We start from the raw sequence: 14,567 nt of genomic DNA, 5'->3' as shown, positions 1-14,567 counted from the left end.
CGTCGACCGGTGGTGCTGACGTGGTTCGGGCCTTTCGACCGCTCTACCCCAGGCGGGCCTCGATGGCCTCGATGATGCGCGGACGCAGCTCGGCGGCGCGGATGACGGCGTCCACCGAGCCGACCTCGACGGCGCGGTGGATGTTGTGCACCCGGTCGAACTCCGCGGCCACCTCGCTCAGTTTCTCCGCGCGCACCGAAGACCGCAGCTCGTCGAGCTCCGCGGTCAGCGCGGCGCGTTCGGTGCCGCTGGCGGCCGCGACACTGGCCTCCAGGTCCCGCACCCGCGCGTCGGCAGCCGTACGAGCGTTGACGTCGGCGGAGAACACCACAGCGGCAGCGGGTGCGCCACCGAGCACCGAGGCGAACGAGCCCTCCAGCGCCAGCACCGTCATGTTCGGGTTCAGCGCCTTCGAGAACACCACGAACGCACCGCCGTGGTAGCGCGAGATCACGCAGAAGACGATGGGCCCCCGGAAGTTCACGATCGCCCGGCCGATCTCGGCGCCGTACTCCAGTTGCAGCTTGCGCATCGACTCCGGTGAGCCGTCGAAGCCGGACAGGTTCGCCAGCACGACGAGCGGTCGGTTGCCGCTGGCCGCGTTGATCGCCCGCGCGGCCTTCTTCGACGAGCGGGGGAACAGCGTGCCCGCCGTGTAGGTGTCCGGGCCGTCGGTGGGCGGGAAGCCGTGTCGGGGCACCGACCGGGACTCGATGCCGAGAAGGCAGACCGGGATGCCACCGAGGTGGACGTCCTGCACGACGGCGGTGTCCGCGTCCGCCATGCCGGCCCAGCGCTCCAGCACCGGGTGGTCCTGGTCGGAGAGGGCCCGCATCACCGTACGGATGTCGAACGGCTTCTTGCGGTCCGGGTTGGACTCGACGGAGAAGATCTCCCCGACGGTGGCGAAGGCGCTGCCCGCCACGTCGTGCGGGAAGCCGGAGACGTCGCGGTCGGCCGGGTCGGTGGTGACCGCCCGCCGGGGCGCGTCCTCGCCGGGCGCGACGTAGGAGTGGTCGTAGTGCGCCATCACCACGTCCCGTGCGGCCGTCAGGTTCGGCGCCCAGTACTGCGCCTGCCCGTTCGGCCCCATCACCCGGTCGTAGCCGCCGATGCCGAAGTTGTCCTCAGCCGACACGCCACCGGAGAAGTCGAGCGACTGCTTGCCGGTGAGCACCATCGCCGAGTCGGGCGTCATCACCAGGATGCCCTTGGTGTGCATGAGCATCGTCGCCTCGGCGTTCCAGTACGGCTGCGCGCCGACGTTGATGCCCGCGACCACGATGTTGATCTCACCGCCGGCCTGGGTGAACTCGACGATCCGCTTGAGCGCCGCGGCAACCCAGTCCATGTTCTCCGTACCGGAGGTCATCGAGATCCGGGCACCGGCGGACAGCGCCCACCACTCCAGCGGCACCTGCATCCGCTCGGCCAGGTCCAGGGCGGCGATCACGCGCCGGCACTCCGGCTCCGACAGGGCGCCCAGCGACTTCGTCGGGTCGCCGAGCAGCACCACCCGGGTGACACCCTGGGGGTAGCGCTCGGTCGGCGTCGTGACGACCCCGGCGACGATCGCGGCGCTGTTGCGCCCCTTCGGCCGGTCCACCGGCACCAGCGCGTGGTCGTCGTCGAGGTCGTGCTCGACGAAGTCGCCGAGCCGGCCGGTCAGCTCGTACGGGTACACGGTGTTGCGGCTGCTGGCCCGCAGCACCTTGAGCCGGTACTCGTCGAGCGGCTCGAGCGGCTCGACCGGCGGCTCCCCGACGGCCAGTTCGGCACCGCCCGCGGCGTCGAACGAGATCCGTACGGCGATCTTGGTCAGCTCGCCGGTCCGGCGGTCGCGCTGGCGCGCGATGAACAGGATCTCCTCCAGGCCGGCGCCCGCTGTCGTCGGGCGGACCCGCCCGGCGATCATCTCCATCTCTTCGCGGGTCAGCTCGCTCGGCGGCCACACGTAGACGACGATGCGGTTGGTGTTGAAGCGCGTCTTCGACGGCCGCCGCGACTGGGCGCGGCGGATCGAGTCGAGGCAGGCGGCGATGGCGTCCTCGGCCGTCGGCAGCGCGACCAGTCGGCCGTCCTGCTCGCGGAGCTCGGTCAGGTCACGCACCTGCGCGAACGCGACGAGGCGCTCGTCGGCGCGGTTCTCCCGGGCCACACACTGGAAGAGGTAGACCTCCTCGTCCGACGACGGCAGCCGGGTCAGGTCGAACTTGTGCAGCCGCTCCAGCTGCATCCGCTGCGCGATGTACGGGTGCAGCCCACGGATCAGCCGGTCCTCGGTCAGCTGGGTGCCCGACGGACGGAAGGTGAAGTGGTGGTGCATCACCGCTCCGCCGCGACCCGCGACGGTGGTGGTGACCCGACGGACCTGGGGCGGCAGCGGGTGCGCGGCGATGACCTCGGCCAGCGCGGCCGCCATCGCGTCGAAGTCCTCCGGCTGGTTCTCCCAGCCGAGGTAGATGTCGGCGTCCACGGCGTCCTCGCCGGTGGCCAGCTCGGCCAGCCCGCGCAGGGCGCTGCCCAGCGCGTCGAAGCTGACCGCGGCGGAGACCACGCTGGAGTCGACGCGCTCGGCGACCACGAACGTGCAGCCCGCGACCTCGCGGGTGAGCACAGTGGTGAGCGACCGGTTGCCGTAGTACCGCCGGGTCAGCACCTCCAACATGACGGCGTTGTCGAGGTTGTCGCGGACGAGCCGCTGGCCGAGCAGCCGGACCAGCGGCTCGGTGCTGCGCACCATCGCGGCGATGCGCTCGGCGCGATCCGGGGCGTCCGGGTGCGCGTCGAGGTGCCGCAGGTGCCCACGGACCTCGGCGTAGACGCGCGCGCGGTTGCGGCGCAGCAGCGGCTGGGCGAACCAGGCGAACACCACGCCGCGGGCGAGGTCCGCGATCACGGGGAAGCGGACCTGCGTCGCGGCGATCAGCCGCTCCAGTGCGAGGCCGGCCGGCTCGCGCAGCGTCTCGTCCGGCGGGGTCTCCAGCAGCCACGCGCGCAACAGCGCCGCGATGACCTGCGCGTCCGCGGAGGCGCGCTGCTGGGCGAGGAAGATCCGGAAGACGGCGGCTTCGAGGGCGGGGGTGCGGTCGAGGTCGGTGACGCCGTACCGGCCGAGGGCCTTGCCGAGCCTGGTCTGGAAGGCGTCCGGCAGCCCGGCCCGCTCGACGTCGAGGCTCTGCAGGTAGGTGTGGAAGTACTCCCGTGCGCTGTGTACGTGCGCGGCGCCGCCGTCCTCACCCGTCGGCCGGTTGCGGCTCAGTTCGGCGAGATCGGCGAACACCTCGATGAGGTCGAGTTCGGCGGCCAGGGGCCGCTGACCGGCTTCGGTGGCCGTCCGCCGCGCGGTGAGGTAGTCGTCGAGCACCCGGCGGTCGTCGTGCGGATCGACGTCGAAGCCGAGCAGCAGACCCCGCAGGTCCTCCTGGCCGCGCCTGCTGCGCTCGTACGCCGGGATGTCCGTGGCGGCGGTGGGCAGGTCCAGTTCGACGGTCTCGGTGCCGGCGTCGTCAGCGGTCTCCTCGGCGTCGTCCGCGAGCGGCTCCAGGCGCAGCAGCGGCGCACCGGCCTCCACCTGGCTGCCCACCGAGACGGCGCACTCCTTGAGCCGCGCCTTGAACGGCGCCCGCAGCACCGTCTCCATCTTCATCGCTTCCAGCACCAGCACCGGCGCGCCCGCCTCGACCTCCGCGCCGACCTCCAGCGGCGTGGCGACGACCAGCGCGGGCATCGGGGAGCGCAGGACGCCACCCTCGTCCCGGCTGACCCGGTGCGTCACGCCGTCCACCTCGACCAGGTGGGTCGGCCCGTACGTGCCGGTGAGCAGGCGGTAGCGGATGCCGTTGACGACGATCTGACCGGTGTGCCGGTCGAAGCGGTCGAGCTCGACGTCGGCGGTGCGCACGACGGGGCCGGTCTCGATGCCGACCCGGAACCGGTGCGCGCCGACCCGCGCCACCCGGGTGCGGTAGCCGACGCCGCGCAGCTTGAGGTCCAACGGTCGGCCGCTGGCGTGCTGCACCTGCGGGCGCCCGCCGGCCGCCGTCGACAGCAGCCGCTGACGCTCGACGCGCTCCTCCTCCTCGTACGCCTCGATGGCGGCGGCGGCCAGGGCGACGGCGGAGTGGCGGTGCGTGACCAGGCGGCCCTCGCCGCGGACCCGGTCGATCCATCCGGTGTCCGCGCTGGCGTCGATCACCTCGGGCTGGTCGAGCAGGTCGAGCACGAAGCTCTTGTTCGTGGCCCCACCTTCGATGATCACCGTGGTGTTCGCCATCGCCCGGCGCAGCCTGCCGAGGGCCTCGTCGCGGTCCCGGCCGTACGCGATGATCTTCGCGATCATCGAGTCGAAGTCGGCGGGGATGGTGTCACCCTCGCTGACGCCGGTGTCCACCCGGATGCCGGGGCCGCTGGGCAGGTCCAGCCGGGCGATGCGGCCGGGGGACGGTGCGAAGTCGCGGTCGGGGTCCTCGGCGTTGAGCCGGGCCTCGATGGCGTGCCCGCGCTCTGCCGGCGGCGCACCGTCGAGCCGCCCGCCGGCGGCGACGTGCAGCTGGGCCTTGACCAGGTCGAAACCGGTGGTCAGCTCGGTGATCGGGTGCTCGACCTGGAGGCGGGTGTTGACCTCCAGGAACGCGAACAACCGGTCACCGGGGTGGTAGAGGAACTCGACGGTCGCCGCGCCGCGGTAGCCGACCGCCACGGCCAGTCGCTCGGCCGACGTCTTCAGCTCGGCGGCCTGCGCCGGGTCGAGCACCGGCGACGCCGACTCCTCGATGACCTTCTGGTTGCGTCGCTGCACCGAGCAGTCGCGGACGCCGAGGGCCCACGCGGTGCCCTGCCCGTCGGCGATCACCTGGACCTCGACGTGCCGGGCCCCGGTGACCAGGCGCTCCAGGAACACGATGCCGCTGCCGAAGGCCCGTGCCGCCTCCTGGCTGGTGCGCTCGTACGCGTCGACCAGCTCGGCCTCGTTCCTGATCACGCGGATGCCGCGTCCGCCGCCGCCGGCTGTCGCCTTCAGCATCAGCGGGTAGCCGACCTCTGCTGCCGAGGCCTGGGCGGCGGCGAGGGTTTCGACGGCGCCTCGGCTCCATGGCGCGACCGGCACGCCGACCTTCTCGGCGATCAGCTTCGAGCCGATCTTGTCGCCGAGTTGGCGCATGGCGTCCGGGCTGGGGCCGACGAAGGTGACGCCGATCTTCTCGCACAGCTCGGCGAACGCCGGATCCTCGGCGACGAAGCCCCAGCCGACCCACGCGGCGTCGGCCCCGGTCTCGGTCAGGGCGCGCTCCAGCACCGCCAGGTTGAGGTACGGGCGGGCGGAGGCCGGGCCGAGGTCGTAGGCGATGTCCGCTTCACGGACGAATGTGGCGTTGCGGTCGACATCGGTGTAGAGGGCCACGGTTTCGAGCGGGATGCCGGTCTCCGCGGCCAGCTCGCGGACCGCGTGGATGAGCCGCATGGCGGCTTCACCACGGTTGACGATGGCGACACGGTTGAACACCCGAAGAACCCCTTAGCTAGACCTCGACCTGCGTGCGGAGAGACGGCGGCTCCCAGCAGTGATCACCTTTCCGGCTGGCGGCGGCCAGCGCTATGGCGCAACCACCGAACCCACCGTCCCTCAGTTGTAGGAAGTCCACAAAACTTTTTGGCACCCCCAAGGGCTGTGCCGATCGGATCCGACCACTCCGGCAGTTGATCAAGGCGGTGCGGACGGTTCACGTCCCTTGCCTCCCGTGTTCACCCCCGGTGATCGGCTGACCAGGAAGATCATCGCCGGTCCGGTCAACAACCGCCCGGCCCGACCATCCCGACCCAGGCCAGGAACGCACCAGGAAAGCAGCGGCAATGAGGTCACCGCACCTCGTACGCCCACGGCTGGCGCTGCTGCTCGCGGCGGGACTCACCGCGCTCGTCACGCCGGCAGGCGTCGCCCACGCCGCGACCGCCACGGTACCCGCGACCGGCACCCCGATCACCATCACCATCCGACGGTACGGAGCGAATGGTCGCCAACGGCATCGGGATCTTCGTCGGCAAGCACTGACCGGTCCACCCCGCTCGAATTCGCCCCGTCCGGCCTCACCGGGCGGGGCGAATCCGCGTACCCGAGACGGTTGGGCACCCGGACTGTCGGCCCCTGGTCGGATAATGAGCCCGGCCGAAGGGACCTGATGACCATTCTCGACACCCGGGCGCTCAACCGTGCGACGCTCGCCCGGCAGCTGCTGCTCGACCGCGCCCACCTGCCGGCGCTCGACGCCGTCGCCCACCTCGGCGGCCTGCAGGCCCAGGAGCCGCAGGAGCCGTTCATCGGGCTGTGGTCGCGGCTGCGGGCGTTCGACCCGACGGTGCTCTCGACCCTGCTGACCCAGCGACACGTGGTGCGTACCCACCTCATGCGCCGCACCGTCCACCTGCTCGTCGCCGACGACGTCGTGGCCTGGCGCACCCGTCACGACGCCATGCTGCGCCAACGCGTGCTCGGGGTCTACCGCGGCGAGCTCGACGGGGTGGACCTCGACGACCTCGCCGCTGCCGCGCTTGCCGTGGTGGCCGACGGTGAGCCCCGCTCGATGCCCGACATCGGGCGGGCGCTCAGCGAGCGGTGGCCGACGCCGGGGCTGCGCGTGCTGGGCGAGATCGCTGTCGCGTTGCTACCGATGACGCAGGTCCCGCCGCGCGGGGTGTGGCGGGCGAAGGGAGGCGCGCGCTACGTCCTGCTCTCGGCCTGGCTCGGCCGGGAGATAGACCCGCCGGCCGCGACCGGGGTCGATGAGGTCGGCCGGCTGCTCGTGCGCCGTTACCTGGCCGCGTTCGGCCCGGCGGCCACGGCCGACCTGCGCGCCTGGTGCGGCCTCGCCGGGCTGCCGGCAGTGGTGACCGCCCTGCGGGACGAGTTGGTGACCTTCCGCGACGAGCGTGGCCGGAAGCTCGTCGACCTCCCCGACGCGCCGCGCCCCGACCCGGACACACCCGCCCCGGTGCGGTTCCTGCCAGCGTTCGACAACGCGATCCTCGGCTACGACGACCGCAGTCGGATCATCGACGACGCGCACCGTAACCTCTCGGTGGCCGGTGAGCGCGTGGTGCTCGTCGACGGCCGGGTCGCGGCGACCTGGACCGTCGATTCGGGGACGGTCGTCGTGAGACCGCTCGGCGGCCTCTCCCGGACGGAGCGGGATGCCGTGGCCGAGCAGGGGCAGGCACTGGCGTCCTTCCTCTCCGACAAGGAGAGCGATCGGGTGCGGGTCGATCCGTCTCCCCGGTGACGGACCAGGACGGTCCGACCCCGGGGAGACGACGGCATCAGTCGACGGTCGGCGGAGCTGTCCTCGCTGCCTCGGCGAGCGCTGCCGCCGCGCCGGCGTACGGGTTGTAGCTGTAGGTGCGTGCCAGGCCGCTCGGCACCGTGAAGTACGCGGCGGCCAGCTTCGCCGGGTCGCTGGCGATCTCGCCACGCGCGGGGGCGTCGTTGCCGTCGTCCCAGCCCCAGGGTGCGTTGGCCGAGTTGGTCGAACAACTCCAGGTGCCGACGCCGCAGTCGCCGGACGTGTCACCGGCGAACGTGCCGAGGCTGGCGAAGAGGCTCGCGTTGGACCGCTGGGCCCACAGGCCGCCGGTGGCGAAGATGTCGATCAGCTGATACCGCACGTCGCGGTCGTTGCCGCTGCTCGGCGTCTCGGCGACTGTCGACGGGTAGTAGACCAGGCCGTCGCCGTTGATGTCGTACTGCGGGTGCGCCTTGAGGCCGTGGCCCTGCGCCTCCTGTGCCGTCACCGGGTGCTGGAACGTGTCGTGCGGTGACGCCTGGAACCTCAGGGTGCCGTCGATGCTCTCCCCGCCGTTGGTCCAGGTGCTGCCGGTCGGCGTGTAGGAGAAGAAGTCACTGTGTGCGACGGTGACAGCCGAACGGAGAACGCCGTACGTGGAGCCGTCGCGTTCGATCGCGAACAGCGCGCCCTCGCCGTCGTTCTCGTGCTCGGTCTCGAAGAACGGGTGGTCGGTCCAGTCGCGGGGGTGGAAGAAGAAGTACGTGATGTACCAGTGGGTGCTCGTCTCGACGACGGAGTAGTACACGTGCGCGGCGAGTGCGGCGCCTGCCTGGCCGGTCCGGTCCCAGTTGTTGCGTCCGTCCAGGTCGCCGTCGAAATCGACCCGGGTGACGTAGTCCGACTGCCCGCTGAGGGCGTGGCTGCCGGTGGCGTCGACGTCCTGGTAGTGGATGGGCGCCCAGCGGAGGGCCAGTTCGGCCCGGCTGACGGCGGCGTCGGCGGGGCTGGGTGCGGCCAGCGCGGCGGCGGCCAGCATCACCGCGATCAGTAACCTCACTCCCCGGGGTCGCCGGGCCGTGCTGCTTGCGTCGAGCATGGTGTGCTCCCGTCTCCGAATGAATAGACTGTGATGAATCATTCTCGGGGCGAGCGCCCGGCGGATGTCCCTTCGGCGACGAGAAAGCGGACGATGCCCAACGGCTTCGGGATCGCCTTGTATCGATGCCTGTCGACTGCCATGCTGTGGTTCGGTCGTGCTCGGGGAGCCAGCGCGCACCAGATCTCCTCCGGTCCACGGGGCGCGCGAGGTGACCATGTCACCCGTGCCGGGCAGCCTCGTCGATGACCGGAAACCCGAGCGTGCACCGGCTACCACCTCGGTCATCGGTGCCCGCTGACCACGGAGGTTCCGATGCTTCGCATGTTCCTCGCTGTCACCACCATGGCGCTGGCCGCCTGGACCGGGACGACCAGCGGCACCGACGCGACGCCCACCCCCACGCTGTCGGCCACGCCGTCGCCGTCGCCGACCATCGCCTGCCCACCGGCGCTGCCGATCACCGCGAGCGTCGCCGGGGTCACCACCACCAGCGTGACCATCTCGTACTCGATCTTCTTCCGGCCGCCCTGCGGCTACGACCCGCCGATGACCGTCAGCCTCTTCGCCAGCCGCGAGGACGCCCAACAGTGGCGGACGCCGGTGGCCGAGGCCGTTTCCGGGCCGGAGCGCTTCGGCACGGTGACCATCGGGGGTCTGACGCCCGACACGGAGTACTGGTACCGGTTCAGCGACCCTGACGGCAAGCGCGACCCGTACATGATCGGGTCGGCGCGGACCGCCCCGCTGACCGCGTGCCGGGCGACGGCCACGATCGACGCCCGCTGGGGCAACGGTTTCGTCGCCACGGTCACCGTCCGCAACACCGGGACGCAGCCCTTGGACCGCTGGCGCGTCTCCTGGCGGTGGTCCGGTGACGAGCGGGTCCAGACCGTCTGGGGTGGGGTGGTCGAGACCACCGGCGCCGACGTGTCGGTCCGCAACGCGTCCTACAACGGGACGCTGGCGCTGGACGGGGCGACGACGTTCGGGATGCTCGTGACGGCCAGTGCGGTTCCCGACGGGCTGACCATGAGCTGCGCCCGGTGAACGACGTCCGCCCCGCTTCCGGCGCGACGGCGGAAGCGGGGCGGACGTCGTGTCGGTCAGGGCTTGCGGGCCACGGCCCCGTAGGCGTCGATCCCGACGGCGTCAGCCTCGTCCGGTCGCCACAGCGGGATCGGCACCAGGCCGGGTTCCACTTTGGTGAGCCCGGCGAAGCAGGTGTCGAGCTCCTCCGGGCTGCGCAGGATGTACGGCACTCCACCGCTCTGTGCCAGCCGTTCGGCACCGGCGACCACGGCGGGGCTGGTGTCGGTGCCGTCCCAGAGCACGAGGTAGCTGCCGGACGGCATCGCGGCCATCGTCCGCTCGACGATCGACCGCACCTCGGCCAGGTCGGGCTCGTAGCCCATGACGCCCATGTACATCACGGCGATGGGCTGGCTGAAGTCGAGCGTCTGCGCCGCCTCGGCGAGGATCTTCTCGGGGTCGTGGTAGTCGGCCGGAACGTAGGTGGTGACACCCTCCGACGTCGTGCTGGCCAGCAACGCCCGCGCGTGCACCAGCACCATCGGGTCGTTGTCCACGTAGACGATGCGGGCGTCGGGCGTGATGCCCTGGGCGACCGCGTGCGTGTTCTGCATGCTGGGGAGGCCGGTGCCGATGTCCAGGAACTGCCGGATGCCCGCCTCGGCCGCGAGGTAACGCACCGCCCGCACCAGGAACACACGGGACTGCTGTGCCATGAGGACGATCTCCGGGTAGACCTCGGCGACAGCGTCGCCGGCCGCCCGGTCGGACTGGAAGTTGTCCTTGCCGCCCATCCAGTAGTTCCAGATCCGTGCCGCGTGCGGCACGTCGGGCTGAAGCTTCGCGGCGAGTTCGGGGTCCGGGCCGGCCATGCCAGGCTCCTATCGAGGGGTCGTCAGCTGGAGGTCACCACAGCGGTACGACGGGATCGTACTCCGGCAATGTCCACTCTCGACCACGGGTGGACCCGCCGCCGCTGGGTAGCGGGCCAGGGTCGCGGTCACCGGTGGACCACCCCGTTCTGGTACGCCCACACGACGGTCTGTAGCCGGTCCCGTGCGCCGATCTTGGTCATGGCGCGCCCGAGGTGCGACTTGACGGTGCTGGTCTCGATGAAGAGCCGCTGGGCGATCTCGACGTTCGACAGGCCCTGCGCGAGCAACTCCACGATCTCGGTCTCCCGCGCGGTCAGCTGGTGCGCCGCCGCCGCGTCCGAGCGGGGAGCGGGTGTACGCCTGGCGAACTCGGAGATCACCCTATGGGTGACGGCCTGGTCGACGAGCCCGTACCCGCTCGCCAGGCGACGGATGGCCTCGATCAGCTCCTCGGGCTCACAGTCCTTGAGGATGAACCCGCTGGCGCCGGACTCCAACGCGCCGAAGACGTACTCGTCGAGGTCGAAGGTCGTCACGACTAGCACCGCCGGTGGCGTCCCACTCGCCTCGGCGACGATCTGCCGGGTCGCGGTGAGCCCGTCGCCGTGCGGCATCCGGACGTCCATGCAGATGACGTCCGGTTGCAGCCGGCGGGCGAGCTCGACGGCGGTGGACCCGTTCGACGCCTCGGCCACGACCTCGATCTCGCCGGCCTGCTCCAGGATGACGCGAAAGCCGGCGCGGACCACTGCCTGGTCGTCCACGAGCATCACTCTGATCATGCCGGGGCCTCTTCCTTCGGACGCGATGTGGCAGGACCGTTCGTCGGGAGGGTCGCGGCGACCGACCAGCCACCGGCCGCCGTCGGGCCGGCGGTGAACGTCGCCCCGATCAGCTGGGCCCGCTCACGCATGCCCACCAGGCCGACGCCACCGGTGCGTGCCGCCGGTACGCGTCGCGGCGCGGCGGGTTCGTTCACCACCTCCAGCGACACCGAGCGGGGCTCGAAGCGGAGCACCACCCGCGCCGCGGCGCCCGGGGCGTGCTGGCGTGCGTTGCTGAGCGACTCCTGCGCGATCCGGTAGAGCGCGACGTCGGCGATCGGCGGCACCTCGCGCTGCTCGCCCTGCCGGACGAACTCCACCGGGCCGGCGAGGTTGCCCGCGGTGCGGACGAGGTCGTCGAGCATGCCCAGTCCCGGCACCGGAGTGGCACCGTCGCCTCCCTCGTGTCCCGGTCTGCCGCGCAGCACCCCGACGACCAGCCGCAGGTTGTCCAGGGTCTCCTTGCCCTGGCTGCGGATCCAGGCCACACCGGCCTTCGCGGCCGCCGGGTCCCGGTCGATCAGCCGCTCGACCGCCGCCGCCTGCACGACCATGCCGGAGAGGTGGTGCGCGGCCACGTCGTGCAACTCCCGGGCCATCCGGGAACGCTCCGCGCCGATCGCCGCCTGGACCTTCGTGCGCTGCTCCCGGATCGCCTCGTCCGCCCGCACCCGGACCAACTCCACGTAGCGTCGGTAGGTGGCCACGTAGCCGCCGACGAAGGTCGCGCCGGCGTAGGTGAGGGCGCTCGCCGAGACGTACGCGATGGCCGTCAGCAGATCCGGGGTCACCACGACGGCCGCCCCGATCGACTCCACCACCACGACCGCGCCGACGGCCAGCAGCGCACGGCGAACCGGCAGCAACGACCCGACCGTGTACGCCGCGACGAACGGTGCGAGGCCCCGGATGGTCGCCTCCGGCAGGGAGAAGCCGATGATGGGCAGTTGGAGGCCGACGACGAGCGCGAGGCAGAGCAGCGGCCGGACCCGACGCAGGCACAGCAGCATCGCCTGCGCGCAGCAGATGGCGACGAGCAGCCAGGCCCGCGCCGGGTCGAACGACACCCCGTCCTCCGGTGCCACGAACCAGAACAGCGCGGTGAGCAGTACGAACGTCAGGACGGTCAGCGCCGCGGCCAGCAGGCAGTCCCGGCGGAACACGCCGTTCACCCCGAGCCGGGTGAGCCGTCCGTCGAGCCACTTCGTCAGTCGCGGCGTGCCGGGTTCGGTGTCGACGTGGTCCCTCATGGGGTGCGCATCCTTGCTCCGGATCGTCCCGGGTAGGGCGGGTCAGTAGGAGATGCTAGGCGCGAGCAGGTGGAACTCCACGGCGAACCAGCCCGCTCCGGCGAGAGCGAACAGGATCAGGCCGCTGCCGGTGATCCGCCGCCAGCCGACGTGGCGTCGCACGTCGTCGACGAGCCGGACGGCGGCGGGCAGCACTCCGAGCAGACCGAGCAGTTGCAGCACCTGGATGATGCGCAGGGCGGGCCCGGGAACGTCCTGGAGGCTCATGATGCTGCCGATGGTCAGCACCCAACCGGCGAACGCGAGCAGCGTGCCGGCGACGGCGAGGCGGCTCAGGATCCGCGCGGTGCGCCCCGCCCGTTCCCGGGGAGCGCGCCCGAGCCGACGGCGGACGATCGCGCCGACCGGCCAGGACAGCACGGCGAGCAGCAGCACGACGGTGGACAGGGCCAGCACCGGGACGGCCACGGCGGAGGCGCGGGCCGGCTCGACGGGCAGCAACGCGAACGCGGAGTCGAAACTGATCGCCTCGACCCGGTCGTCGGTCGCCCGCATGGCGATCGTGCGCTGCCCGTCGACCTCGCGCCAGACCCAGGGCGCCACCTCCTCGTAGAGGGCGGGAGAGTCCGACAGCGGGCCCGGGTCCACCAGCAACCGGTCGCCGTCGGCAACGCTGACAGTGGTCCGACCGACCAGGCCGATCGCCGTCAGGAAGTTGCTCCCGATCGCTCGCGAGGACTCGTAGGTGCCGGCGGCCAGCGCGGCGTGCTCGGCGGTGGTCGCCGGGTCCACGCCGACGGTCTGCTGGTCGCCGCGGGCGGGGAAGTAGCGGTCGGCGAAGCCGTTCACTACCGAATCGCGAAGCTCGTGGCTGTCGAGGGCGCCGGAGCCGTTGCTGTTGAGGGACAGGAAGATGCCGGCGCGATCGTCGGGGTAGATCTGCAGGTGCGAGTGGAAGTACTTGGTGTCGCCGCCGTGGCCGAGGATCCGGTGGCCGTTGCGGTCCTCGGTGAAAAAGCCGAGGGTCATCCGGGGCCCGTCGGCCAGCGCGCCCAACGACGTCGCGTCGAGTGCCGGCCGCTGCATCAGCTCACGGGTCGGTTGGTCCAGCAGGGGCGCGAAGCCCACCGGCTCGCCGAGCTGGGCGAGCATGAATCGCGCCATGTCCGTCGCCGGGGCGCTCAGCGCACCGGGCGGAGGCGTGCCGACGATCTCGAACGGCACGGCAGGCCCGGCGGAGGTGTCGTACCCGTTGGACATCCGGTCGCGCAGCGCCGCCGGGAGGGGCTGCTCGAAGGTCGACGACGGCATGCCCGCGCGGTCCAGGACGTTGCGTTGGACGTACTCCTCGAAGCGCGTCCCGCTGACGCGTTCGACGATGTAGCCGGCGAGCGCGTTGCTGTAGTTGGAGTACGCCGGGACTGTGCCGGGCTGGTAGATCTGCTCCGGTGGGTCGGTCATCAGGGCCTTGCGCAGGTTGAGGTCGCTGCCGTCGGTGCCGATGAGGCCGGCGATCCGCTCCTCGAAGCCGGCGGTGTGCGTCAGCAGGTGCCGCAGGGTGACGGCCCGCTCGTGGCGGAGAGGCAGTTCGAAATCGAGGTACGTCCTGACGTCGGTGTCAAGGTCGAGCTTCCCGTCCTGCACGAGTTGCAGCACCGCGGTGGCGGTGACGAGCTTCGACACCGATCCCATCCGGAACAGATGGCGATCCGGGTCGACCGGTACGCCCGCGTTCCCGCCGGCTCCGGTGTCGGCGTACCCGTACCCCCGGGTTGTGAGGATCTTGCCGTCGTTCACGACGGCGACAGTGGCTCCCGCGATGCCGCTACGGTCGAGGGCGGCCGGCAGCAGGCCGTCGAGCCAGGCGTTGACGTCGGTGTCGGTCAGGGCGGAACCCGCCCCGCTCGCGGCGGCCGGTGCCGCCGGAGCGCCGATGGGCGGTGCGGGGTCGTGCTGCGTCGCTCCGCAGCCAGCGGCGCTGACAGCGATGACGACAGTGGTCAGGAGCACCGCGCCGAGTCGGACGACCGGCCGGGGTGCAGCGGGGGCGAGAAGGGAAAGAGAGCGCATCGTCTGCCAGTGCCTTTCCTGGGCAAACGGGTGTCCGGAGCAGGTCCGTACGGCGTCACCCGATGCCTTGGAACAAGCCTGTTCGAGTGACCGCCCCGAGCCATCTGGCGCGAGACGGCAATGCGCTTACGACTTGAGGA

Annotated in this window: 8 protein-coding genes; 2 read left to right on the top strand and 6 right to left on the bottom strand. The window is 71.5% G+C overall.

Annotated features, from left to right (window positions below; all coding sequences use genetic code 11):
- Nucleotides 1-43 precede the first annotated feature (43 nt).
- A complete protein-coding gene (locus ACIBEF_RS06255; protein WP_396791660.1) occupies nucleotides 44-5,506 on the bottom strand; it encodes a carboxyl transferase domain-containing protein in 5,463 nt (1,820 codons plus the stop codon).
- A 673-nt stretch (nucleotides 5,507-6,179) separates the two neighbouring features.
- Between ACIBEF_RS06255 and ACIBEF_RS06250 the strand changes: the two genes are divergently transcribed.
- Nucleotides 6,180-7,277, top strand: coding sequence for a winged helix DNA-binding domain-containing protein (locus ACIBEF_RS06250; RefSeq protein WP_396791658.1), 1,098 nt, complete (start codon nucleotides 6,180-6,182; stop codon nucleotides 7,275-7,277).
- Between the two features lie 37 nt (nucleotides 7,278-7,314).
- Here ACIBEF_RS06250 and ACIBEF_RS06245 read toward each other — a convergent pair whose 3' ends face one another.
- A complete protein-coding gene (locus tag ACIBEF_RS06245) occupies nucleotides 7,315-8,376 on the bottom strand; it encodes a hypothetical protein (protein ID WP_396791656.1) in 1,062 nt (353 codons plus the stop codon).
- A gap of 315 nt (nucleotides 8,377-8,691) precedes the next feature.
- Between ACIBEF_RS06245 and ACIBEF_RS06240 the strand changes: the two genes are divergently transcribed.
- Nucleotides 8,692-9,426, top strand: a complete 735-nt coding sequence (locus ACIBEF_RS06240; RefSeq protein ID WP_396791654.1) for a cellulose binding domain-containing protein — start codon at nucleotides 8,692-8,694, stop codon at nucleotides 9,424-9,426.
- A gap of 56 nt (nucleotides 9,427-9,482) precedes the next feature.
- Here the strand turns inward: ACIBEF_RS06240 and ACIBEF_RS06235 are convergent, their stop codons facing one another.
- From ACIBEF_RS06235 to ACIBEF_RS06220, 4 genes are all read right to left on the bottom strand, one after another.
- Complete coding sequence (locus tag ACIBEF_RS06235) at nucleotides 9,483-10,280, bottom strand: SAM-dependent methyltransferase (RefSeq protein ID WP_396791652.1); 798 nt, start codon at nucleotides 10,278-10,280, stop codon at nucleotides 9,483-9,485.
- Between the two features lie 128 nt (nucleotides 10,281-10,408).
- Complete coding sequence (locus ACIBEF_RS06230) at nucleotides 10,409-11,065, bottom strand: response regulator (RefSeq protein WP_396791650.1); 657 nt, start codon at nucleotides 11,063-11,065, stop codon at nucleotides 10,409-10,411.
- A complete protein-coding gene (locus ACIBEF_RS06225; RefSeq protein WP_396791648.1) occupies nucleotides 11,062-12,357 on the bottom strand; it encodes a sensor histidine kinase in 1,296 nt (431 codons plus the stop codon). Before ACIBEF_RS06225 ends, ACIBEF_RS06230 begins: the two co-directional genes overlap by 4 nt.
- Before the next feature lie 42 nt (nucleotides 12,358-12,399).
- Complete coding sequence (locus ACIBEF_RS06220) at nucleotides 12,400-14,427, bottom strand: serine hydrolase domain-containing protein (protein WP_396791646.1); 2,028 nt, start codon at nucleotides 14,425-14,427, stop codon at nucleotides 12,400-12,402.
- Between the last annotated feature and the right edge of the window lie 140 nt (nucleotides 14,428-14,567).

The sequence above is a fragment of the Micromonospora sp. NPDC050795 genome, assembly GCF_044456785.1.
In the GTDB taxonomy this organism is placed as follows: Bacteria; Actinomycetota; Actinomycetes; order Mycobacteriales; family Micromonosporaceae; genus Micromonospora.
This window is presented reverse-complemented; position numbering and strand designations above follow the sequence as displayed.

Coding starts and splice junctions, on each gene's coding strand:
- ACIBEF_RS06230 (WP_396791650.1), bottom strand. CDS start 11,065: ATGATCAGAGTGATGCTCGTGGACGACCAGGCAGTGGTCCGCGCCGGC.
- ACIBEF_RS06245 (WP_396791656.1), bottom strand. CDS start 8,376: ATGCTCGACGCAAGCAGCACGGCCCGGCGACCCCGGGGAGTGAGGTTA.
- ACIBEF_RS06250 (WP_396791658.1), top strand. CDS start 6,180: ATGACCATTCTCGACACCCGGGCGCTCAACCGTGCGACGCTCGCCCGG.
- ACIBEF_RS06225 (WP_396791648.1), bottom strand. CDS start 12,357: ATGAGGGACCACGTCGACACCGAACCCGGCACGCCGCGACTGACGAAG.
- ACIBEF_RS06220 (WP_396791646.1), bottom strand. CDS start 14,427: ATGCGCTCTCTTTCCCTTCTCGCCCCCGCTGCACCCCGGCCGGTCGTC.
- ACIBEF_RS06235 (WP_396791652.1), bottom strand. CDS start 10,280: ATGGCCGGCCCGGACCCCGAACTCGCCGCGAAGCTTCAGCCCGACGTG.
- ACIBEF_RS06240 (WP_396791654.1), top strand. CDS start 8,692: ATGCTTCGCATGTTCCTCGCTGTCACCACCATGGCGCTGGCCGCCTGG.